The organism is Pseudobutyrivibrio ruminis HUN009 (genome assembly GCF_000703005.1).
In the GTDB taxonomy this organism is placed as follows: domain Bacteria; phylum Bacillota; class Clostridia; order Lachnospirales; family Lachnospiraceae; genus Pseudobutyrivibrio; species Pseudobutyrivibrio ruminis_A.
Genome location: NZ_JNLH01000001.1, coordinates 882,436 through 905,790 on the forward strand (window position 1 = coordinate 882,436; position 23,355 = coordinate 905,790).

26 protein-coding genes are annotated in these 23,355 nt (G+C 40.3%); 21 read left to right on the top strand and 5 right to left on the bottom strand.

Going from position 1 to position 23,355, the window contains the following annotated elements:
- Nucleotides 1–31 precede the first annotated feature (31 nt).
- Together BO15_RS0103915 and BO15_RS0103920 are read left to right on the top strand one after the other, a co-directional pair.
- Entirely contained in the window at nucleotides 32–859 is an 828-nt protein-coding gene (locus BO15_RS0103915; protein WP_033152596.1) for a transketolase, read from the top strand.
- Nucleotides 859–1,797, top strand: coding sequence for a transketolase family protein (locus tag BO15_RS0103920; RefSeq protein ID WP_033152597.1), 939 nt, complete (start codon nucleotides 859–861; stop codon nucleotides 1,795–1,797). The genes BO15_RS0103915 and BO15_RS0103920 overlap by 1 nt, the downstream gene beginning before the upstream one ends.
- Nucleotides 1,798–1,893: 96 nt before the next feature.
- Here the strand turns inward: BO15_RS0103920 and BO15_RS0103925 are convergent, their stop codons facing one another.
- Together BO15_RS0103925 and BO15_RS0103930 are read right to left on the bottom strand one after the other, a co-directional pair.
- Nucleotides 1,894–2,787, bottom strand: coding sequence for a PucR family transcriptional regulator (locus BO15_RS0103925; protein WP_033152599.1), 894 nt, complete (start codon nucleotides 2,785–2,787; stop codon nucleotides 1,894–1,896).
- A gap of 74 nt (nucleotides 2,788–2,861) precedes the next feature.
- Entirely contained in the window at nucleotides 2,862–3,968 is a 1,107-nt protein-coding gene (locus BO15_RS0103930; RefSeq protein WP_033152601.1) for an ABC transporter ATP-binding protein, read from the bottom strand.
- Between the two features lie 294 nt (nucleotides 3,969–4,262).
- Between BO15_RS0103930 and BO15_RS0103935 the strand changes: the two genes are divergently transcribed.
- From BO15_RS0103935 to dnaB, 3 genes are read left to right on the top strand one after another with little or no spacing between them, the layout of a single operon-like run.
- The gene (locus BO15_RS0103935; protein WP_033152603.1) at nucleotides 4,263–6,320 is read left to right on the top strand and encodes a DHH family phosphoesterase; all 2,058 of its coding nucleotides are present in this window, start codon (nucleotides 4,263–4,265) and stop codon (nucleotides 6,318–6,320) included.
- On the top strand, nucleotides 6,317–6,763 hold the full coding sequence (rplI, locus tag BO15_RS0103940) for a 50S ribosomal protein L9 (RefSeq protein ID WP_033152605.1): 447 nt from the start codon (nucleotides 6,317–6,319) through the stop codon (nucleotides 6,761–6,763). The genes BO15_RS0103935 and rplI overlap by 4 nt, the downstream gene beginning before the upstream one ends.
- 16 nt (nucleotides 6,764–6,779) lie before the next feature.
- On the top strand, nucleotides 6,780–8,132 hold the full coding sequence (dnaB, locus tag BO15_RS0103945; RefSeq protein WP_033152607.1) for a replicative DNA helicase: 1,353 nt from the start codon (nucleotides 6,780–6,782) through the stop codon (nucleotides 8,130–8,132).
- A gap of 150 nt (nucleotides 8,133–8,282) precedes the next feature.
- On the opposite strand, the gene BO15_RS0103950 is transcribed toward dnaB, so the two are convergent.
- Nucleotides 8,283–8,912, bottom strand: a complete 630-nt coding sequence (locus BO15_RS0103950) for a hypothetical protein (RefSeq protein WP_033152609.1) — start codon at nucleotides 8,910–8,912, stop codon at nucleotides 8,283–8,285.
- Nucleotides 8,890–10,185: a serine/threonine protein kinase gene (locus BO15_RS0103955; protein ID WP_033152611.1), complete on the bottom strand. Its 1,296-nt coding sequence runs from the start codon at nucleotides 10,183–10,185 to the stop codon at nucleotides 8,890–8,892. The genes BO15_RS0103950 and BO15_RS0103955 overlap by 23 nt, the downstream gene beginning before the upstream one ends.
- 244 nt (nucleotides 10,186–10,429) lie before the next feature.
- Between BO15_RS0103955 and BO15_RS0103960 the strand changes: the two genes are divergently transcribed.
- Nucleotides 10,430–11,176, top strand: a complete 747-nt coding sequence (locus BO15_RS0103960) for an adaptor protein MecA (protein ID WP_033152613.1) — start codon at nucleotides 10,430–10,432, stop codon at nucleotides 11,174–11,176.
- A 99-nt stretch (nucleotides 11,177–11,275) separates the two neighbouring features.
- Here BO15_RS0103960 and BO15_RS0103965 read toward each other — a convergent pair whose 3' ends face one another.
- Nucleotides 11,276–11,482, bottom strand: coding sequence for a DUF1858 domain-containing protein (locus BO15_RS0103965; RefSeq protein WP_015550586.1), 207 nt, complete (start codon nucleotides 11,480–11,482; stop codon nucleotides 11,276–11,278).
- A gap of 329 nt (nucleotides 11,483–11,811) precedes the next feature.
- Between BO15_RS0103965 and BO15_RS0103970 the strand changes: the two genes are divergently transcribed.
- The 15 genes from BO15_RS0103970 (at nucleotide 11,812) to atpC (ending at nucleotide 23,350) form a co-directional block, all read left to right on the top strand.
- Nucleotides 11,812–11,982, top strand: a complete 171-nt coding sequence (locus BO15_RS0103970) for a DUF362 domain-containing protein (RefSeq protein ID WP_028234217.1) — start codon at nucleotides 11,812–11,814, stop codon at nucleotides 11,980–11,982.
- 330 nt (nucleotides 11,983–12,312) lie between these two features.
- Nucleotides 12,313–14,055: a glycosyl hydrolase family 18 protein gene (locus BO15_RS0103975; protein WP_052169757.1), complete on the top strand. Its 1,743-nt coding sequence runs from the start codon at nucleotides 12,313–12,315 to the stop codon at nucleotides 14,053–14,055.
- Nucleotides 14,056–14,141: 86 nt separating this feature from the next.
- Entirely contained in the window at nucleotides 14,142–15,203 is a 1,062-nt protein-coding gene (locus BO15_RS0103980; protein ID WP_033152616.1) for an L-threonylcarbamoyladenylate synthase, read from the top strand.
- Between the two features lie 29 nt (nucleotides 15,204–15,232).
- On the top strand, nucleotides 15,233–15,685 hold the full coding sequence (locus tag BO15_RS0103985) for a phosphotyrosine protein phosphatase (RefSeq protein ID WP_033152617.1): 453 nt from the start codon (nucleotides 15,233–15,235) through the stop codon (nucleotides 15,683–15,685).
- 44 nt (nucleotides 15,686–15,729) lie between these two features.
- Nucleotides 15,730–16,215, top strand: a complete 486-nt coding sequence (locus BO15_RS0103990; protein WP_033152618.1) for a deoxycytidylate deaminase — start codon at nucleotides 15,730–15,732, stop codon at nucleotides 16,213–16,215.
- A gap of 32 nt (nucleotides 16,216–16,247) precedes the next feature.
- Nucleotides 16,248–16,550: an AtpZ/AtpI family protein gene (locus BO15_RS0103995; RefSeq protein WP_033152619.1), complete on the top strand. Its 303-nt coding sequence runs from the start codon at nucleotides 16,248–16,250 to the stop codon at nucleotides 16,548–16,550.
- Nucleotides 16,543–16,989, top strand: a complete 447-nt coding sequence (locus tag BO15_RS0104000) for a hypothetical protein (protein ID WP_052169758.1) — start codon at nucleotides 16,543–16,545, stop codon at nucleotides 16,987–16,989. The genes BO15_RS0103995 and BO15_RS0104000 overlap by 8 nt, the downstream gene beginning before the upstream one ends.
- The gene (gene atpB / locus BO15_RS0104005; RefSeq protein ID WP_033152621.1) at nucleotides 16,986–17,714 is read left to right on the top strand and encodes a F0F1 ATP synthase subunit A; all 729 of its coding nucleotides are present in this window, start codon (nucleotides 16,986–16,988) and stop codon (nucleotides 17,712–17,714) included. The genes BO15_RS0104000 and atpB overlap by 4 nt, the downstream gene beginning before the upstream one ends.
- 46 nt (nucleotides 17,715–17,760) lie before the next feature.
- Nucleotides 17,761–18,018, top strand: coding sequence for an ATP synthase F0 subunit C (gene atpE, locus BO15_RS0104010; protein WP_033152623.1), 258 nt, complete (start codon nucleotides 17,761–17,763; stop codon nucleotides 18,016–18,018).
- Nucleotides 18,019–18,058: 40 nt separating this feature from the next.
- Entirely contained in the window at nucleotides 18,059–18,574 is a 516-nt protein-coding gene (atpF, locus tag BO15_RS0104015) for a F0F1 ATP synthase subunit B (RefSeq protein WP_033152625.1), read from the top strand.
- A complete protein-coding gene (atpH, locus tag BO15_RS0104020) occupies nucleotides 18,562–19,128 on the top strand; it encodes an ATP synthase F1 subunit delta (RefSeq protein ID WP_033152627.1) in 567 nt (188 codons plus the stop codon). The genes atpF and atpH overlap by 13 nt, the downstream gene beginning before the upstream one ends.
- A complete protein-coding gene (gene atpA, locus BO15_RS0104025) occupies nucleotides 19,125–20,630 on the top strand; it encodes a F0F1 ATP synthase subunit alpha (RefSeq protein WP_033152634.1) in 1,506 nt (501 codons plus the stop codon). The genes atpH and atpA overlap by 4 nt, the downstream gene beginning before the upstream one ends.
- Nucleotides 20,631–20,645: 15 nt before the next feature.
- Nucleotides 20,646–21,512 carry an ATP synthase F1 subunit gamma gene (gene atpG / locus BO15_RS0104030; RefSeq protein ID WP_033152636.1) on the top strand — a complete coding sequence of 289 codons (867 nt, stop codon included), beginning with the start codon at nucleotides 20,646–20,648 and terminating at the stop codon, nucleotides 21,510–21,512.
- Between the two features lie 22 nt (nucleotides 21,513–21,534).
- The gene (gene atpD, locus BO15_RS0104035) at nucleotides 21,535–22,932 is read left to right on the top strand and encodes a F0F1 ATP synthase subunit beta (protein WP_033152637.1); all 1,398 of its coding nucleotides are present in this window, start codon (nucleotides 21,535–21,537) and stop codon (nucleotides 22,930–22,932) included.
- A gap of 13 nt (nucleotides 22,933–22,945) precedes the next feature.
- Nucleotides 22,946–23,350, top strand: a complete 405-nt coding sequence (atpC, locus tag BO15_RS0104040; protein ID WP_033152639.1) for an ATP synthase F1 subunit epsilon — start codon at nucleotides 22,946–22,948, stop codon at nucleotides 23,348–23,350.
- Nucleotides 23,351–23,355 lie beyond the last annotated feature (5 nt).

Sequence of the window (23,355 nt, forward strand, 5' to 3'; positions counted from 1 at the left end):
GGTTTTACCCAATGATTTTAGGAGGAGAAAAATGACAAATCAAGAGCTAGTAAAAACTGCTATTGAAGTCCGCAAGGGAATCATTGAAGGTGTTCACGCTGCAAAAGCTGGACATCCAGGCGGATCTCTTTCAGCAACAGAGGTGTTTACATACCTCTACTTTGAGGAGATGAATATCGATCCAAAGAATCCAAAGAAGGCAGACAGAGATAGATTCGTGCTTTCAAAGGGACACACAGCACCAGGTCTTTATGCCACACTTGCACAGAGAGGCTTCTTCCCAGTTGAGGATTTAAAGGGCCTTCGTAGCATTGGTAGTCACTTACAGGGACATCCATGTGTGCAGCATACACCAGGTATTGATGCATCATCAGGTTCACTTGGCCAGGGAATTTCTGTAGCAACAGGTATGGCTCTTTCAGCAAAACTCTCTAATGAATCTTATAGAGTTTATACACTTCTTGGAGATGGTGAAATCCAGGAAGGACAGGTATGGGAAGCTGCAATGTTCGCAGCAGCAAAGAAGCTCGATAACCTTTGCGTAATCGTAGACAACAATGGTCTTCAGATTGATGGACGTATCGAGGATGTAAACAGCCCATATCCAATCCCAGATAAATTCAGAGCATTTAACTTCCATGTAGTAGAAGTTGCAGATGGCAATGATTTTGATCAGCTTCGCGCTGCTTTCAAAGAAGCAAGAGAAACAAAAGGACAGCCTACAGCTATCATTATGAAGACTGTAAAGGGCAAGGGCGTTTCATTTATGGAGAACCAGGTAGGATGGCACGGAAAAGCTCCTAACGACGAGGAGTATGCTATCGCTATGGAAGAATTAAAGAAAGCAGGTGAAGAGTAATGGCAGATGTTAAGAAAATCGCAACTCGTGAGAGCTACGGTAACGCTCTCGTTGCTTTAGGTGAGAAATATGACAATTTAGTAGTTCTTGATGCTGACCTTGCAGCGGCTACAAAGACAGGTATTTTTAAGAAGGCATTTCCTGAGCGTCATATTGACTGTGGTATTGCAGAGTCAAACATGGTTGGTATTGCAGCAGGTCTTGCTAGCACAGGAAAGGTTCCATTCTGCTCATCATTTGCAATGTTTGCAGCAGGACGTGCTTTCGAACAGGTACGTAACTCAGTTGGTTACCCACACCTTAATGTAAAGATTGGTGCAACTCACGCAGGTATTTCAGTAGGTGAGGATGGCGCTACACATCAGTGTAACGAGGATATCGCGCTTATGCGTACAATCCCAGGAATGACAATCATCAATCCTTCTGATGATGTTGAAGCAAAGGCTGCTGTTGAGGCTGCTTACAAGATGGATGGTCCAGTTTACCTTCGTTTTGGACGTCTTGCAGTACCTGTAATCAACGATAGACCAGATTACAAGTTTGAAATTGGTAAGGGTGTTGTTCTTAAAGAGGGCAAGGATCTTACAATCATTGCTACAGGTCTCGAGGTTAACGAATCACTTGAAGCTGCAAAGAAGCTTGCAGAGGATGGAATTGATGCTGAGGTTATCAACATCCACACAATCAAGCCTATCGATGCTGATCTTATCGTAAAGAGTGCATCTAAGACAGGCAAGGTTGTAACAGTAGAAGAGCATTCAATTATCGGTGGTCTTGGTGGAGCTGTTGCAGAAGTTCTTTCAGAGAAGTGCCCTACAAAGATGCTTCGCATCGGTGTAAAGGATACATTCGGAGAGTCAGGCCCAGCTGTTAAGCTTCTCGCTAAATACGAATTAGATGCTGAGGGTATCTACAAGCAGATTAAAGCATTTGTATAATTTCATATCAAAAAACTAAAAGCCAATTAGTTACGGCTACAAGCCTACTAATTGGCTATTTTTAAGTTCTGTATTAACTTAAATGATAATTCTTATTTATCTACTGCGAATGTAATTGTAAAGCATCAATGATAGCTTCACTGTAATTGCATCCGAAAATTTTCTCACGTCATATCCTGTTAGATCGGCGAATTTATCCAGACGATAAATCAAAGTATTTCGATGAATGAACATTTTGCGTGAAGTCTCAGCAAGTGACAAATCGTTATCAAAAAATGCCTCTAAAAGGTTCAAAGTTTCCACGTCAAGCTGCGCTAAAATGTCGATATTTATGTGATTGTTTAGATATGTTTCAACTTCTTCTTCAGGAATATTGTAAAGCAATCGACCAAGTCCCATAGTGCTATATGAATATACATGGTCGGAACTTCTAAATATATTTCCAATATGCATAGCCAAAACAATATCTTTATAAGAGTTAGGAAGCTCAGTGAATTTGCTTATCGGCAAATCATATGAAACCTTAAAGCTAAGGAAAGCCTCTGACTCCAGCATATCCAAAAATTCATTGCAGTACTGAATGATATCTTCATCAGTTGGAATGGAATCAAAATGAACGATAATTGCAATGTGTTTTGAATCTATTTGAACTAAAGCATCCTGGGAATCAGGGAGCAAGCTTTTTAGCAATGACACAGCTTCCTTCGGATAATCCACCTGACTTTCCAAATAAAAAAGCATACGGATTGCGTTTTCATCAATATGAAAGCGATGAATATAAGCGGCTGCATCAGAGTAGGAAAGCTCTCTGGTTAAGTAGGCCCTATAGAAAGAGCTCTTTGAGTCCAGCACATTAAAGCGGACAACCATTTCTTTTAATTTGTTGACGGTTTCCTCATCTGATAGTTCTGAATCAGTAATTTGAAAATTAATGCCAGTAGCCTTTGATAATTGTTCTAGTAATTTTTCCTTTTTATCATCAAAATTCATAAAAAAAGAGGTACCTTTCAAAAAGATACCTCCATTTTAAATCAACAACTTTGACTTATCAATTAATTATCGATTTAGTTTGCAATTGTAAGCTCTGTATCCTTATCGAAGAAGTGAGCCTTCTCCATATCAAGAGCAAATTTAACTGTGTCGCCACCTCTTGCTGTTGTACGTGGGTCAACTCTAGCTGTAACCTGAGTTCCAGCATAATCGAAGTATAAGTAAACCTCTGCACCAAGAAGCTCGTATACAGAAATCTTAGCTTCGATAACTGAAGCAGACTGTGTATCAACGTAAATCTGAGAATCGTGAATATCCTCTGGACGGATACCAAGGATTACTTCCTTACCACCGTAGTTCTTCTCTGAAAGAGCCTTTGTCTTTGCTGGTGGAATCTGGATTGTAGCACCGTTAACCTGGATAGCTGAGCAATCAGCATTAAGTGTACCATTGAGGAAGTTCATCTGTGGTGAACCGATGAATCCAGCAACGAAGAGGTTGCAAGGCTTCTGGTAAAGGTTTGCTGGTGTATCGATCTGCTGAACAACACCGTCCTTCATAACTACGATTCTTGTACCAAGTGTCATAGCCTCTGTCTGATCATGTGTAACGTAGATCATTGTTGCTCCAAGTGAATCATGAAGCTTAGAAATCTCTGTTCTCATCTGAACACGAAGCTTTGCATCAAGGTTTGAAAGAGGCTCATCCATAAGGAATACCTTAGGGTTACGAACGATTGCACGACCCATAGCAACACGCTGTCTCTGACCACCTGAAAGAGCCTTTGGCTTTCTGTCAAGAAGCTTCTCAAGGTCAAGGATCTTAGCAGCCTCACGTACCTTCTTATCGATTTCGTCCTTTGGTACTTTACGAAGCTTAAGACCAAATGCCATGTTATCGTAAACTGTCATATGTGGATAAAGAGCGTAGTTCTGGAATACCATTGCGATATCTCTGTCCTTTGGCTCTACGTCGTTCATAAGCTTTCCGTCGATGAGAAGCTCACCTGAAGAAATCTCTTCAAGACCTGCAATCATACGAAGTGTTGTAGACTTACCACAACCAGAAGGTCCTACGAAAATGATGAATTCCTGATCCTTAATCTCAAGGTTGAAATCCTTAACAGCCTGGAAGCCATTTGGATAAACCTTATTAATGTTTTTTAATGAAATGTCTGCCATAATAAAATATCCTCTCTTTGAAAATTTAGGGTTCCCCCCTTAACTATCTAAAATTATAAAAAATGGTGAAACTGTGAACAATGTTAGAATAACCAAAAAATACAAAAACGTTTCGTTATTTTAACAACGGGCTGTGAAATATATACAAAATGTCCTTATATGAATTGAGCATATATTCCATACTTGGATAATAAATTATATAAAACTGGATGTGATATGATATAATACATGCCAAAGGTAGAATTGAGGTAACTATCTGATGATAGTAGAGAATTAACTGATTGGGAGAATATTATGGAAGCATTAAAGTATAGGAATCGTCTGAAAAGATATCTAAGATTCCCTCTGTACATGCTTATTATTTTTTTAATAGGTTGTATCATTCTAAGCTTTGTAAACCCAAAGTCAGCAGGTATAATGTTGGCCTTTGTCTTGCTTTATGGTTTAGCTTGTTTTGCATACTACAAAGCAAATCTTAAATCCTTTAAAAACACTATAATTGAATATGCAGTTCATTATGGAACAGTTCAAAAGGAACTTTTAAAGAACTTTAGATTGCCATATGTATTGTTGGATTCCACAGGAAGAATAATGTGGATGAATGAGGAGTTTTGCCAGCTTGTAGATAAAAACAAAACATACAACAAATCAATCACTAGCATCTTCTCAGAAATCACACGTGAAGGAATCGATCATGCTAAGGACGACAACTTCGATATTCATATTGAATATAATGAAAGAAAGTATTTAGCATGTCTTCAGCGACTTGATATGACCGAGCCACTTCAGGGCAGCAATCTTGTAGCCAACATGGATGAGGCCACAGATGGTTTGGTTGCAATCATCTTGTTTGATGAGACAGATATTCAAGCTACAAAGGCCAAGATAAATGACCAGGGAATGGTAATGGCCCTTCTATATGTAGATAATTATGATGAAGTATTTGACCAGGTAGAGAATGCAAAGCGTTCAATGCTTTTAGCACTTCTTGATAGAAAGATTAACAAATACTTTGGTGAGGCTGATGCAATCGTCAGCCGTCTTGAAAAAGATAAATACCTCATCATGTTCCAGCACAAATATCTCAAGAACTTCGAGGATGATAAATTCTCTATAGTAGAAGATATCACTGGAATAAAGATGGGAAATGATAAAGATATCACAGTTAGTATTGGTATCGGACTTGGAAGCGACAACTACAACCAAAAGGCACAGTACGCACATGTTGCAATCGACCTTGCACTTGCCCGTGGCGGATGCCAGGTAGTTGTTAAGAACGGACAGGACGTTTCTTATTATGGTACTCATGGTAAGGAAGTTGAGCGTTCAACTCGTGTAAAGGCCAGAGTTAAGGCACAGGCCCTTCGCGAGCTTATGGAAACAAGAGAAAGAATCATTGTTATGGGACACAATCTTTCTGATGCAGACTGTTTGGGCGCATCAGTTGGTGTGTTCTGCGCAGGTAGAGAAATCGGCAAGCCTGTAAATATCGTTATTGATACAATCACAAGCTCAATGCGACCAGTAGTAGAGAGCTTTACAGAAAAGGGCGAGTACCCAGATGACATGTTCATCACAAGTGAGCAGGCACTCAATCTTTGCAATGACAACACCCTTATTATGGTTGTTGACACAAATAGACCAAGCTATGTAGAATGTCCAGGACTTCTATATAAAAACAAAAATATCGTTGTAATCGATCACCACAGACAGGTGGAGGAGATTATTGAAAATCCAATTCTCTCTTACATCGAGCCATATGCATCATCAGCAAGTGAGATGATTGCCGAGGTGCTTCAGTATTTCGCAGAGAAAATCAATATCAACCCAACAGAGGCTGATTGTATTTATGCAGGTATCTTAATTGATACAAACAACTTTATGACAAAGACTGGTGTTCGTACATTTGAGGCAGCTGCCTTCCTTCGTAGAAATGGAGCAGAAGTTACTAGAGTTAGAAAGATGCTTCGTGAAAACATGGAGACATACAAGGCACGTGCTGAAATTGTTAGAAATGCAGCAGTATACCGCGATGCATTTGCCATTGCAGAATGCGAGCCAGATGGAAATCTTGAAAGTCCAACAGTAGTTGGTGCCCAGGCTGCGAATGAGCTTCTTAATATCGTAGGTATCAAAGCATCATTTGTTTTGACAAAATACATGGACAAGATTTACATAAGTTCTCGTTCAATCGATGAAATCGATGTTCAAAGTATTATGGCCCGATTGGGTGGTGGCGGACATGTAAATATTGCAGGAGCCCAGATTCAAAATCGTACACTTGATGAGGTTCGTGAGGACCTTGAAGCAACAATAGATAAAATGCTAGAAGAAGGAGAAATTAGGCTATGAAAGTAATACTTCTTTCAGACGTTAAGTCACTTGGTAAAAAAGGCGAGGTTGTAGAGGTTAGCGAAGGCTACGCAAGAAATATGCTCTTCAAGAAAAAGCTTGGAGTAGAGGCAACAAACGCAGCTCTGAACGACCTTAAGCTTCAGAATAAACACGATGAAAAAGTTGCTCAGGAAAATTATGAGGCAGCACTTGCATTTGAAAAAGAAATTGCAGAGTGGAAAGTAGAAACAAAGATTAAAACAGGTGAGGGCGGAAGAACCTTCGGATCTGTTTCAACAAAAGAAATTGCTGAGGCTGCTAAGAAGCAGTACGGCAAGGAAATCGACAAAAAGAAAATTGTTCTTGATGATCCAATCAGAGCACTTGGCACATACGAGGTAAAGGTAAAGCTTCATCCAAAGGTTACAGCAACACTTCGTGTGCATGTTTCAGAACAATAAATAAAGGAAAGAATACATAATGGAAGATGTAATTCGCAGACAAATGCCCAACTCTTTGGAGGCGGAGCAGTCAGTAATCGGTTCAATGATTGTTGATAGAGATGTTATTGTTGAATGTTCAGAAATCCTCATTAAAGACGATTTTTATCATCAGCAGTACGGAATGCTTTTTGAAGCAATCGTAGAGCTTTTTAATGCTGGCGAGCCGGTTGATGAGGTTACTCTTCAAAACAAGCTTAAAGAAAAAGGAGTTCCACCAGAATTTGCTTCGCTGGAATTTATCCAGGAGCTTGTACTTGGAGTACCAACCACAGTCAATGCAAAAAGCTACGCTAACATCGTAAAAGATAAGGCTATACTTAGAAACGTAATTAAAGTAAATCAAAATATTGAAAACATGTGCTTTGAAGGTACAGAAGATGTTGATACTATTTTGAACCAGACTGAAAGAGATATATTCTCGTTGGTTCAGAACAGAGGAAATACAGATTATGTTCCAATTCGTCAGGTTGTTATGAATGCAATCGCAAAGATTGAGCAGGCTTCAAAGCAGAAGGGTGTAGTTACAGGTATCCCAACAGGATTTATTGATTTGGATAGACAGACAGCTGGACTTCAGCCATCGGATCTTATCCTTATTGCAGCCCGTCCTTCAATGGGTAAAACAGCCTTCGTTCTTAACTTGGCACAGCACATCACTATTCATGAGCATCTTTGTGCAGCTATATTCTCACTGGAAATGTCAAAGGAGCAATTAGTTAACCGTCTTTTTGCTCTGGAGTCACGAGTAGATGCACAAAAGCTTAGAACAGGTAATCTTCAAGAGGCAGATTGGGAAAACCTTATTGAAGGTGCTGGTAAAATCGGTAACTCAAAGCTTATTATTGATGATACACCTGGTATTTCAATTGGTGAGCTTCGAAGCAAATGTAGAAAATTCAAAATGGAATTTGGTTTGTCTATTATCATCATCGACTACTTACAGTTGATGTCAGGTAATGGAAAATCAGAAAGTAGACAGCAGGAAATTTCGGAAATTTCACGATCACTTAAGGGACTTGCCCGTGAACTAAATGTTCCAGTTATAGCACTATCACAGCTTTCCCGTGCGGTTGAGCAGCGTCCTGATCACAGACCTATGATGTCAGATTTGCGTGAATCCGGAGCCATCGAGCAGGATGCCGACGTGGTTATGTTCATTTACCGTGATGATTACTATAACCACGATACAGAATTGAAAAACGTTTCAGAAATCATCGTTGCTAAACAACGTAACGGTCCTATCGGAACTATTGAGCTTACATGGCTCCCAGAATACACAAGATTCGCAAACCGCGATAGAAGCCAGTATTCAAATCACGATGAATAAAATAAGAGGGCGATATTTCGCCCTCTATTTTTGTACTCTCTTTTATTTTAATTTTAATTCCGTATTTATTTGTCTTTTTCATAATGAACTCAGTTTGACGATATTGGAGTCCATAATTAGAGTAACACATACATAACTCATTCCCCGCAGCTACTCTATTAGTCGAAACAATGCTTCAAAGTCAGCTTCTTTCAAACGAAAAGGATTATTTATGATAGGTAGGCCTTGAATTGAATCATATTTCTTTATATTTAATAACGCTTTATCATTAACTTCATTTGATTTGGTTAAAAACCTAATGCTTTTCATATCTATTACTCCTTTCATATTATTTATAAATTTGTAAACGTCTCGTTTACACCAAGGCATAATAGAACCTATCAAAAATTGTTTGTCACACTGGTTGTAAATAGAAGCGTTTTCTGGAGTAAGCTTGTCGAAATCCACTATCACATATCCATCCCATTCGTTAACGAGAAAGCTTGCAGTGGATGTGTTACATCCCAAAGCGTAAACAACATCCATGTATTTGTAGCAAGTGATGTCTTTATATTTCACTTGATGTTCTCCAACAAATCCCAATAGTTGGCTATCATCAGAAAGCTCAATATAAAGAACAGGCTTTTTAAGCCCAGAGCTTAAAAAATTTGCTAAGCAAAGACACAAGTGAGTGACACCAAGCTTATGAGAAACCGCTGTAACAGATATCTTTTTATTTTTTTCGAATTTATTTTTTGTTGACTTATTAAGCCAGTGCTTAAACAGTAAAATCCTTTTCATTTTTCAAAACCATAGAAAAAAATCTTTCTTCTTCTTTAGAAATATTCAAAGACCATTTATTTGATGGATACATGAAAACTCTTTTTTGCAAATCCTTTGCTAGCTTTAAGGAAAAAAGTTTGTTAGAGAAATTAGAAATAACATAAACAGTTTTATCCTTAATCCAGTATGGATAATTTATAGTTTTCCAAGGAGATGCACTTACTATATAAAATATAATTTGGGCATCTGAAATGTATTTATCATTAGTTCCACAATCTAGGACATAAAGACCTGTTGGAGGTGCGTAACTTTCTACGGCATCACCATAATTTAAAATGCCTCTAAAGTTTTTGTGGTATAAAACACCTGACCTAACGTGGCTGTCTTTAAAATGCTCCCAAAGATGATGAACAGTGTTTTTTTCAAAATCTTTGTAGTATGTATCTATATGTTTGCTATTTAGATAGCGACATAGATTGATAGCGATATGAGTGGTCCCGACTCCACAATCGGCACCAATCACGGCTATTTGTCTATGGCGAATGCCTGATTCCGTATTTTCATTAGCTCTAACTCCCTGTAGCTTAAGCAACTGTGACAATAGTTCATTGACAGAGTTGTATCGATCAGATGGACTTGCAGCAGTAGCTTTATCTACTAGTTTTCTTAACCTGAAATCATCTTTTGCATAACTATTAATCTGCAAAAACTCAATTATCTTTCCAACGCTGTATATATCACAACGCTCATCAAGCTTTTGGCCTTTTAACTGTTCAGGTGCGGACCAATTTTTTGTGCCTAAGGGCATAGCCGTAGCCGACTGAGACTTTTTTATAGCAATACCAAAGTCAATAAGGCGTAGTTTATCACCCTGCAAAATTAGATGCTCTGGCTTTAAATCCCTGTAAAGCACAGGCTCTGGCTCTGCAGAATGCAACGCTTCAAAGATATGGCATACTTCTATGGCCAATCTATATAACTCTTCTTTAGATAACTTAGTTTGTAACAGATACTCCCGGAGGGAAATTCCTTCAATAAATTCCTCAACTAGGTAGTACATATCATTTGTATCTTCTACACTATAAATGGTGGGTATTCGGGATGATTTAATCCCTTGTAAAAGATGTGCTTCGGATAGGATGCTGTGTGCATTAGGACTCGCCTTGTGAATGGCTTTAAGAATTCTTAATGCTCCTATCGATTTGTAATTGACAAGTAATACTGCGGTAGCTGCTGTTTCTTGCAGTATACGAATGACTTCGTACTTGTCTTCAATACCTTTTGGTATCAATCTATCAGCTCCTTCCTTTCGGAAAGGCATCTCGCAGACAAGTTTATAACACAGAATAAATTATAATGCAAGCACAAATTTGAAAAATGTTTTTGATTTATAACAATTCACTTTATAAAAATTTAATACTTTTATCATCTTTTATATGGTATCTTTGCTTTACTTTCCGATATAATATATATATAATCCATATAAGAAAAATGCTAATAGTAGCGCATCTTATATCGATCGGGAGGTGATTTTTATGAAGATTGAAAGAATCAACGAAAACCAGATCAGATGCACTCTGTCTAGAGAAGATTTAATAAGCCGACACATTAAGCTCTCAGAATTAGCTTACGGTTCTGCAAAGGCCAGAGAATTATTTAGAGAACTTATGGAGCAGGCTTCTTACCAGTACGGTTTTGAAGCGGAAGATATTCCACTTATGATAGAAGCAATACCACTTCCATCAGAATCCATTGTCCTTCTTGTGACAAAGGTAGAAAATCCAGACGAGCTTGATACTCGTTTCTCAAGATTTTCAGAGGATGACGATGACTACGATGATGATGAAGAAATCATCGATGCACCTGCAAAGCCATTTAATGAGGCGGCAGCAGATGACATACTTAACATCTTCAACAGCCTTATTGAAAAGGCACAGGAAGCTATTACAGCTTCACCAGAAAAGGCAGCTAAAGAAGGCTTGCCAGTGGACATCACAAAGATGTTTGTCTTCGATAACATTGATGATGTAATCAGACTTTCTGGAATACTTGGTAGCTTTTACAAGGGAAAGAATTCTCTATATAAGAGTCCATTTGATAACAAATACTATTTAGTAGTTAGCAAATCAGATGATACAGCTGAAACATACAATAAAGTATGCAACATCTTATCAGAATACAGTGATCAGCAGAATTATGTAGTTGGCACAGACCAATACATGTCTGAACACTATGAAGTACTTGTCAACGGTGATGCGGTACAGAAATTAGCAATGATATAAAAGGAAGACGCAACATCTATAATTGCCTTCGGCAATGGGTTGCGTCGTGGCAAACAAAAAAAGAGTTTCGCAGAGCGAAACTCTTTTTTAATTTGCATTTTAAGCCTTTGAATCAAGGAATGTATTAATCTCTTCAACGAGATCATCAGCATCGATACCGTGTACCATAGCTGCCTCCTCGATAGTCTCCATCTGTGAAGATGGGCATCCGAGGCAGTGCATGCCGATATTAAGTAAGATAGGAGCTACATCAGCATCAATCTGAAGAAGCTCGCCGATCATAGTTGCTTTAGAAACTCTTGCCATTTTGACTTCTCCTTTCTTAACATTTCAATTGATAATAACATGCTTTTTTTCTTTTCGCAAACCATTATTCCATTGTTGTGGATTAGATACAATTACATTGTGCTCAATTTGAAGTAAGTGAGAAACTAATTTGTGTACACAATTAAAACAACTGTTAGCCTGAATCAACAGGAGTTAGACTAATATAACCGCGGTAAGCCTTGATTTTAAAGGGATTTATAAAAAAAACAATTTTGTCCTTGATTTAGACACAATTTAGGTGTAATATAAATTCCATAAAACGAAATTGATTAATTTTATCAATAAGATATTTAAGGAGGATTTTAACTATGGCATACGTTATTTCTGATTCATGCGTATCATGTGGTACATGCGAGCCTGAGTGCCCAGTAGGTGCTATCTCACAGGGAGATTCACAGTTCAACATCGACGCTGACGCTTGCGTTGAGTGTGGTACATGTGCAGGTGTTTGCCCAACAGGAGCAATCGCTCAGGGCTAATAGCTTAATCAAGAAAACCGGTTAAAGAGCATCGCATTCGCGGTGCTCTTTTTTTGTGCCCACTCTACCAACAGCGGCGTCAGAAGAGCAAAGAATTTAAAGAACACGCACCATAAAAAATGCGACACGTGATGCTTAGAAAAACATAATCCGCAGACGATGCAAGTAAATAAGTATGAGCCCTGTACACTAAGGGCGGGTTTTACAATTTATTAAGTTGGGAGGGGCCTGGGCCGGGGTGCAGTGCAGGGGAGCGGGGCCACATAAAGGTGGAATTTGGCGGGATGGTTTGTTATACTTTGAAGGAATATAGATACGAGGGAGATGCTTATGAGCAATACGTATAGACATAGACGAAAGAGAAAGAAAAGATTTAGGATTCCGAGGGGGTATATTTACATTGCGGCAGGAATCATAGCACTTGCGGTGTTGATTGTAGGAATATATGCCATTAAGAAGTATACGCCTACAAAAGAGCATATGGATTTGGCAGATTACTTCCAGGTTTTCCATGAAAACGAAGCAGCGGTAGTTTTGGATGGAGAGTATATTAGTTCTGAGCTCGAGGAACATGGTTATGCCATTGTAAATGATGGCAATGTTTATTTGGAGCTTGGATTTGTAAAGGATTATCTTGATGATGGCTATGTTTACGATTCATCAGAGATTACCTTGAGATATGCTACTGATTCTGAAGTTTATACTGCGACAGTTGGTAGCGCAGATTATTCAATAGATAAGAGTAATAATAGCCTTGGCATGCCAGTAGTTTTGGCCCAGGATGATACAGTTTATATTGCTGAGGATTATCTTAAGCTTCTTACTGACTTTAAGCTGAATTATTATTCAGAGCCTGATAGAGTTGTGGTACAGACTGTTGGTTCATCTACAGATGTGTATACTGCAAAGCGTAAGACTCAGATTAGAAAGCTTAATGGTCCTAAGAGCCCTGTACTTGAGGATGTTACAAAGGGCGAAGCTATTTACGTTGTTCGCGATACAGGTAAGTGGAGCTTTGTTGTTTCAGAAAATGGTGTAATGGGTTACATCAAAAATAGAGCTATTTCATTTAATAGTACCGAGACAGTAGCGGCAGAATTGCCTGAGCGTACATATAACCATATCTCTGTAGGACAGGATATTTCATTGCTTTGGCATCAGGTTACAAACCAGTCGGCAAATGGAGATATTGCCACAGTTCTTGCAAGCTCAACAGGTGTTGATGTTATGTCACCAACCTGGTTCTATCTTAACGATAACAAAGGTGGAATTGCTTCAATTGCAAGTTCTTCATATGTAAGTACATGCCATGCAAATAATGTGCAGGTATGGGGGCTTGTTAGCAACCTTGAGGATGCAGATGTTGATACAACAACTGTTTTAAACACTACATCATCAAGAGATGCATTGGTTAATAATCTTATTGCACAGGCGATAACATACGGTCTTGATGGAATCAATATCGATATCGAACAGCTCTCAGGAGATGCAGCAGATGGATATATTCAGTTCATCAAGGAGCTTTCAATTAAATGTGAAAAGAACGATATCATTCTTTCCGTAGACAATTATGTACCTACTGCTTCATCTGAGATTTATAATCGTGCCCAGCAGGCTAAGTATGCGGATTATGTAATAATCATGGGTTACGATGAGCACTACGGCGGAAGCGAGGAAGCAGGTTCAGTTGCATCAATTAATTGGGTAGATCAGGGTGTGGCTGACACACTTAATGATGTACCAGCAGAGCAGGTAATCCTTGGCATGCCATTTTATTGTAGAGTTTGGGAAGTGGCAGAGGATGGTTCTGTTGATAGCACAGCTTATGGTATGGATGCAATCCAGTCATATCTTAAGACAAATGGTGTGTCTGCAGCATGGTCAGATGAGTACGGTCAGTACTACGCAGAATATGCTGATGGAAGCACAACTTATAAGATTTGGGTGGAGGATGAAACTTCCATCGAAGAAAAGTTGAAAGTAATGGATAAATACAATCTGGCTGGAGGAGCTTTTTGGAAGAAGGGCTTTGATAGCACAGGAGTATGGAATATTATTGCAAAGTACCTATAAGAGAACACAAAAAAATCATGGTTTTATGGGCTTTGTAACAGTTCAAAAAGATTGAGTTCTAATGGAAAAGTGATATAATTTTGAGTATGATTACTAGGATTATGGATGTTTCTGCAGAGCCAATCAATATGGAATATATCAGTGAGGCTTCTGAGATACTTAGAAAGGGAGGGCTTGTAGCCTTTCCGACAGAGACAGTTTATGGATTAGGCGGAGACGCCACAGATAAGGAGGCCTCGCGTAAGATATACGCAGCAAAGGGTCGTCCATCGGACAACCCTTTAATTGTACATATTGCAAGGTTCTCACAGTTACAAGAAATTTCAAAGGATTTGCCAGAGAACGCTAAAAAGCTGGCAGATGCATTTTGGCCAGGACCACTTACAATGGTGGTCAACAAAAACGAGGTTATCCCATACGAGACAACAGGTGGTCTTGATACGGTGGCAGTTAGAATGCCAAACAATCCAATTGCCTTAGCACTTATTGAGGAAAGTGGATGTATGATTGCGGCGCCTAGCGCCAACACATCAGGCCGACCAAGCCCTACAAAGGCTAGTCACGTATACGAGGATTTATCAGGAAAGATAGACGCCATCTTGGATGGAGGTGCTGTAGATATCGGATTGGAGTCTACCATCGTAGATTTGACAGAGGCTGTTGTTACAATCCTTAGGCCAGGATACATCAATATGGAAATGCTTAAAGAGGTGGTCGGAGAGGTCAGAATCGACCCAGGAATTGTCTACAACGACAAAGGCACCACCAGTGGAGCAAAGCCAAAAGCACCAGGAATGAGATATAAGCATTATGCACCTAAGGGTGATTTGACTATCATTTCCGGTGATGAGGATAAAGTCGTAGCCAAAATCAATGAGCTTACAAAAGCGGCAATTGAGGCTGGTTCAAAGGTTGGTATTATCGCTACATCAGAAACTGCGGATAGATATAGCGAAGGTCAGATTCTTGTAATAGGGGACAGATCAGACGAGGGCAGCATAGCTCACAATCTTTACGACATTCTACGAAAGTTTGACGAACTGGGCGTAGATTTGATATATTCTGAAAGCTTCGCTACTCCAAAAATGGGGCAGGCAATCATGAACAGATTGTTGAAAGCAGCTGGTCAGAAGACACTTGACGTTTAGGCATCAACCGGCAGTCAGGAGAATAAGAAATGAAAAATATTAATAGAGTGATTTTTGCTTCCGGCAGCGGAACATCCAGGGCCCCCATGGCCGCGGCGATTTTCCATGCCACTGAGCATAGCAGGCCGATTATTTGTGAGGCCAGGGGACTTATAGTTCAGTTCCCGGAGCCGTTAAATCAAAAGGCGGAAGCAATTTTAATCAGTAATGGTACTACGGTGAAGGATTACTCTTCAAAGCAATTGCTAGATACGGATTTTTCCGAATCCACGCTTGTAATCACAATGGAAGAGACCCAAAGGCAAAAAATATTAAGTGAATATGCAAACGCCACAGAGGAAAATACACGCGTTTTAAACGAGCTCGTTGGGGACGAGCTTGAGGTGATGGATCCCTACGGTGGCTCAGTACAGACCTACGGTTTGTGCTACGAAGTCTTAAAAGCTTCGATTGAGAAGTTAATGAGGGTTATTGAGGCATAAATATAAATAAGGCAAGAATTATATACGTATTGGAGGAATAGACCATGAGTGATAAGAGACTTGATTATATTAGCTGGGATGAGTACTTTATGGGCGTTGCAGTATTATCGGGTATGAGATCTAAGGACCCAAATACACAGGTTGGAGCTTGTATTGTTAGCCAGGACAATAAGATTTTATCAATGGGCTACAATGGTTTTCCAAATGGATGTTCAGATGATGAGTTCCCTTGGGCAAGAGTAGGGGACCCTCTGGAAAATAAATATTTCTATACAACACACAGCGAATTGAACGCAATCCTAAACTACAGAGGTGGTTCACTGGAAGGTTCAAAGCTGTACGTGTCACTATTTCCATGTAACGAATGTGCAAAGGCTATTATTCAGTCAGGCATTAAAACTGTTATCTACGACAGTGATAAATACGAAAACACACCATCAGTTATAGCATCAAAGCGCATGCTTAGAGCTGCTGGAGTTGAATTCCATCAGTATCAGCATACTGGTAGAGAGATTTCATTTACACTTTAAGCAACTGTAAATTGAACAAATAGGAGCTTACATTGAGGGACAAGAAAAAGACAAATCGTGAAGTGGCCAATTCGCTAGTAATGGTACTTCAATTTGGAATAAATGTTATAGTGCCGATTTTCTTATGTATGGCGGTGGGGATTGTGTTATCAAAAGTGACCAGTTCTCACAGCGACATGTATATTATCGGAGGAATTCTGATAGGCATAGTTGCAGCATTTAACGGGGCATATCGTTCTGTTAAGGGATACTTAAAGAATGAAGAATCCCCAGGGCAGCGAGCAAGACGTCTGGAAGAAGAGGCAAAAAATCAGTCAGAGGAAAAGCATGATTAATTGGATGAAAAGACTAAATCAAGCTCTACCTGGCTTGGTTTTAGGAATACTAATATACGGTGTTTTAATTGAACTGATTGGGGTTTGGTTTGTAACTGATAAAGTCAGATACACCAGCGGACTTCTAATAGGCATTGGATGTGCCACATTTATGGCAATCCACATAGCGATGATTATTGAAGAATCAGTTCGTATGGGAAAGGGGCATGAAAAATATCTTTCCTTCAAATCTGTAATGCGATACTTAATCGTATGCGCAGTAATGATTTTGATGATGGTCTTTAAACTTGGCAACATGTTTACAGCTCTCATCGGTATTTTAGGGCTTAAGGTCAGTGCGTACGCACAGCCTTTGCTAATAAAGAGACTCGGGAAAACTAGTTCCAATATATCCGAGGGTAATAATGAAGAACTTAATACAAAGGAGGTGAAAGTGTGACAGAAGGAATTTTGCTGGCCTCGAGCGATACTGTGGACATGATAAAGGGCTTGTTTAGTTACGAAGTCTTTGGTCATGAAGTTTGGATCACAACTTCCCATGTCTGCATCCTTATCGTATGGCTTTCATTGGTAATATTTTCTCTTATCGCCAATCGTAAGCTGAAGCATGCCACTGAAGTTCCTGATACCTTCCAGAGTATCTTGGAGTTGATAGTAGGACTCTTAGATAAGATGGTGGAAGGAAGTATGGGTAAGCACGCACCAGTGTTTGCAAACTGGATTTGTACCATATTCTGTTTCATTTTGGTATCTAACTTATCCGGTTTGGTTGGCTTAAGACCACCAACAGCCGATTACGGCACAACATTGGCCCTTGCATTAATTACCTTTGTTTGCATTCATGTAGTAAAGGTAAGGCACCAGAGCGCGAAGGACATTTGGATTGACAAGTGTTCTCCATTGCCACCATGGCTACCTATCTGGCTGCCAATAAACGTAATATCCGATATTGCGGTGCCTATTTCAATGTCACTACGTTTATTTGCAAACGTTCTTTCAGGAACAATCATTATGGGTCTTGTATATGGATTGCTAGGAAAGTTCGCCTTGATATGGCCTGCAGCATTGCATGTATATTTCGATATTTTCTCAGGTGCAATCCAGACCTATGTATTTTGTATGTTGACAATGACATACATAGCTCAGTCTTACGGTGATTCTTAAAAGGGACTGAAAACAAAAAGTTTACTATATTAGGAGGAAAACATTTATGAACATTACAGGAGAAGATTTAATTAAAGCTTGTTCAGCAATCGGTGCCGGCTTAGCAGTTATCGCTGGTATTGGTCCTGGTATTGGACAGGGTATTGCAGCTGGTCATGGTGCAGCAGCCGTTGGACGTAACCCAGGCGCACAGGGACAGATCATGTCTACTATGTTACTTGGTCAGGCCGTTGCCGAGACAACTGGTCTTTACGGACTTGTAATTGCCCTTCTGTTACTCTTTGTACAGCCATTAGTAGGCTAAGGAAACTAGGAAGAAAATTTTTAAGAAGGAGGGCTAAAAGTTGGAAAGACTATTTGATTTAGACTTTCAGTTAGTAAATGATGCAGTGCTTTTAGCCATAGCAATGTTCTTCCTATTCCTTATAATGTCAAACAAGCTTTTCAATCCAGCAAGAAAGCTTCTGCAGGATAGAAAAGATGGCATTGCAAGGGACATTGCAGATGCAAAGAAAGAAAAGGAAGAGGCAGAAAAGCTAAAGGCAGAGTACGAAGCAAAGCTAAAGAACATCAGCAAAGAGCGTGATGAAATTTTAGCAGAAGCAAGACAAAAAGCCTTAAAGAGTGAAACCAAGATTGTAAGCGATGCTAAGGAAGAAGCTGCAGCAATCATTGCAAGAGCAAATGAGGAAGCTGAGCTTGAGAAGAAGAAGGTTGCAGACGAGGTTAAGCAGGAAATGATTTCTGTAGCTGCATTGATGGCACAGAAGGTTGTAGCTGCAAACATCGACACAACAATTCAGAATTCCTTAGTAGAGCAAACACTTAAGGAAATGGGTGAAGGAACATGGCTAAATTAGTCTCAAACGTATATGGTGATGCATTGTTTGAGCTAGCTGTGGAATCAGGGAAAATCGATGATTTCCTGAAGGAAGCTGAAGGAGTCATTGATGTTGTTAAATCAAACGACGGCTTTTCTCAGATGATGAATCATCCAAAAATTAATAAAGAAGAAAAGCTTCAAATCATCGACGAGATTTTCAAAGGCAGAGTCAGTGATGAAATGGTAGGACTTTTAAGAATGCTTGAAGAGAAGGACCATTCAAAGGATATTGAGGCAGTGCTCAACTATTTCATTGATCGAGTATTTGATTATAAAAAGATTGGTAAGGCAACAGTTTCAACTCCTATGGAATTGACAGAAGCACAGAAAAACGATGTCGAGAAGCGTTTACTTCAAACTACCGATTATGCTTCATTTGTCATGACATACAAGGTAGACCCTGAATTAATCGGGGGTATGGTAATTCGCATTAAAGATAGAGTCATTGATAGTTCAATCAAGACTCAGATTAGTAAATTAACTCACGAGTTATCAAATATTCAATTGAAAGTAGGTGAATGCGCTCCATGAATTTAAAACCAGAAGAGATTAGCTCGGTTATTAAAGAGCAGATGAAACGCTATGCTGCGCAGCTTGACGTGTCAGACGTTGGAACTGTCATTCAGGTTGCTGATGGAATTGCACGTATTCACGGATTACAGAATGCTATGCAGGGCGAACTTTTAGAGTTCCCTGGCGAAGTATACGGCATGGTATTAAACCTTGAGGAAGACAATGTTGGTTGCGTACTCTTAGGTAACGACAAGAACATCAATGAAGGCGATACAGTTAAGACTACTGGTCGTGTTGTTGAGGTTCCAGTTGGAAATGCAATGCTTGGACGTGTAGTTAATGCACTTGGACAGCCTATCGATGGAAAGGGACCTATTGATACTACAAAGTTCCGTCCAATCGAGCGTGTTGCTTCAGGCGTTATCTCTCGTAAATCCGTAGATACACCATTGCAGACAGGTATTAAAGCCATCGATTCCATGATTCCAATCGGACGTGGACAGCGTGAGCTTATTATCGGTGATAGACAGACAGGTAAGACTGCTATCGCTATTGATACAATTATCAATCAGAAGGGACAGGGCGTAAAATGTATTTACGTTGCAATTGGCCAGAAGGCATCAACAGTTGCAGCCCTTGTTAAGACATTAGAGGAATATGGTGCTATGGCATGGACAACAGTTGTTGCTGCTACAGCTTCAGAGCTTGCTCCACTTCAGTACATCGCTCCATATTCAGGATGTGCCATCGGTGAAGAGTGGATGGAAAACGGTGAGGATGTACTTATCATCTATGATGATTTAAGTAAGCATGCTACTGCATACCGTACACTTTCATTACTTCTCCGTCGTCCACCAGGACGTGAGGCTTACCCAGGTGATGTATTCTACTTACACTCAAGACTTCTTGAGCGTGCAGCTAGACTTTCAGACAAACTGGGTGGCGGATCACTTACCGCACTTCCTATCATTGAGACACAGGCAGGCGATGTATCAGCTTACATTCCTACAAACGTTATCTCAATTACTGATGGTCAGATTTATCTTGAGACAGAAGCTTTCAACGCAGGTTTCAGACCAGCCGTAAACGCAGGTCTTTCAGTATCCCGTGTAGGTGGTTCTGCTCAGATTAAGGCTATGAAGAAAATCGCAGCTCCTATCCGTGTAGAGCTTGCTCAGTATCGAGAGCTTGCAGCTTTCGCACAGTTCGGTTCAGAGCTTGATGCAGATACAGCTGAGAAGCTTGCACAAGGTGAGCGTATCAAGGAAATGCTTAAGCAACCACAGTACGCACCAATGCCAGTAGAGTATCAGATTATGATTATCTACGCTGCTACAAAGAAATATCTTCTTGATATTCCTACAGCAGATATTCAGGCGTTTGAAAAAGCTTTATTTGATCTTGTTGATACAAAGTATCCAGAGATTCCAGAGGCTATTAAGACAACTAAGGTTCTCGAGGATGACATAGAGCAGAAGCTTATCGCTGCTATTGAGGAGTGTAAAAAGAGCTACAAGTAAGGAGGGTGATCTGTTATGGCCTCAATGAGAGACATAAAAAGAAGAAAACAGAGTGTTAGTAGCACTCAGCAGATCACTAAGGCCATGAAGCTTGTATCTACAGTAAAGCTCCAGAAGGCTAGAACAAAGGCAGAGCAGACTACACCATACTTCAATGCTATGTACAACACAATTTGTAGCATGCTTGCCAAGGCTGGCAACGTAAACAACAGATATTTGCAGGATAATGGTTCTGATAAGATTGGCGTTATCGTCATCACATCAAACCGTGGTCTTGCAGGTGGTTACAACTCAAACGTTGTAAAGATGATTACAGGTGCCGGCATGAAGCCTGATGAAGTAAAGCTTTACACAATAGGTCATAAAGGTGGTGAGAGCCTTGCCCACAAGGGTTACACTGTGGCAAAGGACTATTCTCCAGTAATGGAGGCACCAACCTATGCAGATGCTATGGCAATCTGTAATGACGTTCTTTCTGATTATGCTAATGGCGAAATCGGACAGATTTATCTTGTGTACACACACTTCAAAAATACAGTAAGCCAGATTCCAAAGCTTATGAAGCTGTTACCAGCTGAAATTAGTGAAGAAGATGTAGAGGCTGCAAAATCAACAGGAGCGGAAGCTCTTATGAATTTTGAGCCAAACGAGGAACAAGCTTTAGAGCTTATCATTCCAAAGTATGTTACTTCATTAGTTTACGGCGCACTAGTTGAAGCTGTTGCTTCAGAAAACGGTGCACGTATGCAGGCAATGGATTCAGCTACAAATAATGCTGAGGATATCATTAGTGATCTATCATTAAAATACAATCGTGCCCGCCAGGGATCAATCACTCAGGAATTGACCGAGATTATCGCTGGTGCAGAGGCGCTTTCTTAAAAAAGCAGATAGGAGTGAAAAGATGGCAAATAATATTGGTAAAATCACTCAGATCATCGGTGCGGTACTTGACGTAAAGTTTGGCGAAGGCCAGCTTCCAGAAATCAACGACGCTCTTGAAATCACAAGAAATAACGGCGAGAGACTGGTTGTTGAGGTTGCGCAGCATTTGGGTGACGATACAGTTCGTTGTATTGCCATGGGTCCTACAGACGGTTTAGTACGTGGAATGGATGTAGTAGCTACAGGAGCACCAATTTCGGTTCCTGTTGGTGAGGCAACATTAGGACGTATTTTCAACGTACTTGGTGAAGCTATCGATGAGCAGCCAGCACCTACAGGTGTTGAGAAGATGCCAATCCATAGAAAAGCACCATCGTTTGAGGAGCAGGCAACATCAACTGAAATGCTTGAGACAGGTATTAAGGTCGTTGACCTTCTTTGCCCATATCAGAAAGGTGGAAAGATCGGTTTGTTCGGTGGTGCCGGTGTAGGTAAAACCGTACTTATTCAGGAGCTTATCCACAACATCGCTACTGAGCACGGTGGATATTCAGTATTCACAGGTGTAGGTGAGCGTACTCGTGAAGGTAATGACCTTTACTATGAAATGAAGGAGTCAGGCGTTATCGACAAGACCTGCATGGTTTTCGGTCAGATGAACGAGCCACCTGGAGCCAGAATGAGAGTTGGTCTTACAGGACTTACAATGGCTGAGTACTTCAGAGATAAGGGTGGAAAGGATGTGCTTCTTTTCATCGATAACATCTTCCGTTTTACTCAGGCTGGTTCAGAGGTTTCAGCCCTCTTAGGTCGTATGCCTTCAGCCGTTGGTTATCAGCCAACACTTCAGACAGAGATGGGTGCTCTTCAGGAGCGTATCACATCTACAAAGAATGGTTCTATCACATCAGTACAGGCTGTTTACGTGCCTGCCGACGATTTGACTGACCCAGCTCCAGCTACAACATTCGCACACTTGGATGCTACTACAGTTCTTGAGCGTTCTATCGCCGAGCTTGGTATTTATCCAGCGGTAGACCCACTTGGTTCTACATCTCGTATCCTTGATCCACGTATCGTTGGTCAGGAGCATTTCGAGGTTGCTCGTGGAGTACAGGAGATTCTTCAGAAATATAAAGAGCTGCAGGACATCATCGCTATCCTTGGTATGGATGAACTTTCAGAAGAGGATAAGCTTGTTGTTAACCGTGCACGTAAGATTCAGAGATTCTTGTCACAGCCATTCTTCGTAGCTGGTCAGTTTACTGGTCTTGAAGGAAAGTATGTGCCAATCGCTGAGACAGTTCGCGGCTTCAAGGAAATCCTTGAAGGTAAGCATGATGATATCCCTGAGAGCTACTTCCTCAATGCTGGTACAATCGACGAGGTTCGTGCCAAGATGAATCAGAACAAATAGGAGGTGGCGTTTCATGGCAGATAACACCTTTAAAGTTTCAATCATTACACCAGAGCGTACTTTCTATGAAGGTGAAGCAACAATGGTTGAATTCAATACAGTTGAGGGTGAAATTGGCGTTCTGCCAAAGCACATCCCCTTAACGACAGTTATAGCACCAGGCATTTGTACCATCACCGAGGCAGAGGGAGTGAAAAAGGCTGCAGTTCATGCGGGACTCGCTGAAATACTTCCAGACAAGGTGACATTGCTTGCTGAAATTGCTGAATGGCCAGATGAGATTGATGTTGAACGTGCCCGTAGCGCGGAAGACAGAGCGAGAGCTCGTCTAGCTGAAAAGGATGCAAATCTTGATGTGCTTAGAGCTGAGGTAGCCTTGAAGAAGGCATTGGTTCGTCAGGACTTAAAAGCAAAATAATCATA

Bases quoted from the DNA above. Each gene is read 5' to 3' on its own strand.
- BO15_RS0103915 (WP_033152596.1), top strand. From the start codon at position 32: ATGACAAATCAAGAGCTAGTAAAAACTGCTATTGAAGTCCGCAAGGGA.
- BO15_RS0103920 (WP_033152597.1), top strand. From the start codon at position 859: ATGGCAGATGTTAAGAAAATCGCAACTCGTGAGAGCTACGGTAACGCT.
- BO15_RS0103925 (WP_033152599.1), bottom strand. From the start codon at position 2,787: ATGAATTTTGATGATAAAAAGGAAAAATTACTAGAACAATTATCAAAG.
- BO15_RS0103930 (WP_033152601.1), bottom strand. From the start codon at position 3,968: ATGGCAGACATTTCATTAAAAAACATTAATAAGGTTTATCCAAATGGC.
- BO15_RS0103935 (WP_033152603.1), top strand. From the start codon at position 4,263: ATGGAAGCATTAAAGTATAGGAATCGTCTGAAAAGATATCTAAGATTC.
- rplI (WP_033152605.1), top strand. From the start codon at position 6,317: ATGAAAGTAATACTTCTTTCAGACGTTAAGTCACTTGGTAAAAAAGGC.
- BO15_RS0103950 (WP_033152609.1), bottom strand. From the start codon at position 8,912: ATGAAAAGGATTTTACTGTTTAAGCACTGGCTTAATAAGTCAACAAAA.
- BO15_RS0103960 (WP_033152613.1), top strand. From the start codon at position 10,430: ATGAAGATTGAAAGAATCAACGAAAACCAGATCAGATGCACTCTGTCT.
- BO15_RS0103965 (WP_015550586.1), bottom strand. From the start codon at position 11,482: ATGGCAAGAGTTTCTAAAGCAACTATGATCGGCGAGCTTCTTCAGATT.
- BO15_RS0103970 (WP_028234217.1), top strand. From the start codon at position 11,812: ATGGCATACGTTATTTCTGATTCATGCGTATCATGTGGTACATGCGAG.
- BO15_RS0103975 (WP_052169757.1), top strand. From the start codon at position 12,313: ATGAGCAATACGTATAGACATAGACGAAAGAGAAAGAAAAGATTTAGG.
- BO15_RS0103980 (WP_033152616.1), top strand. From the start codon at position 14,142: ATGATTACTAGGATTATGGATGTTTCTGCAGAGCCAATCAATATGGAA.
- BO15_RS0103985 (WP_033152617.1), top strand. From the start codon at position 15,233: ATGAAAAATATTAATAGAGTGATTTTTGCTTCCGGCAGCGGAACATCC.
- BO15_RS0103990 (WP_033152618.1), top strand. From the start codon at position 15,730: ATGAGTGATAAGAGACTTGATTATATTAGCTGGGATGAGTACTTTATG.
- BO15_RS0104000 (WP_052169758.1), top strand. From the start codon at position 16,543: ATGATTAATTGGATGAAAAGACTAAATCAAGCTCTACCTGGCTTGGTT.
- atpE (WP_033152623.1), top strand. From the start codon at position 17,761: ATGAACATTACAGGAGAAGATTTAATTAAAGCTTGTTCAGCAATCGGT.
- atpH (WP_033152627.1), top strand. From the start codon at position 18,562: ATGGCTAAATTAGTCTCAAACGTATATGGTGATGCATTGTTTGAGCTA.
- atpA (WP_033152634.1), top strand. From the start codon at position 19,125: ATGAATTTAAAACCAGAAGAGATTAGCTCGGTTATTAAAGAGCAGATG.
- atpG (WP_033152636.1), top strand. From the start codon at position 20,646: ATGGCCTCAATGAGAGACATAAAAAGAAGAAAACAGAGTGTTAGTAGC.
- atpD (WP_033152637.1), top strand. From the start codon at position 21,535: ATGGCAAATAATATTGGTAAAATCACTCAGATCATCGGTGCGGTACTT.
- atpC (WP_033152639.1), top strand. From the start codon at position 22,946: ATGGCAGATAACACCTTTAAAGTTTCAATCATTACACCAGAGCGTACT.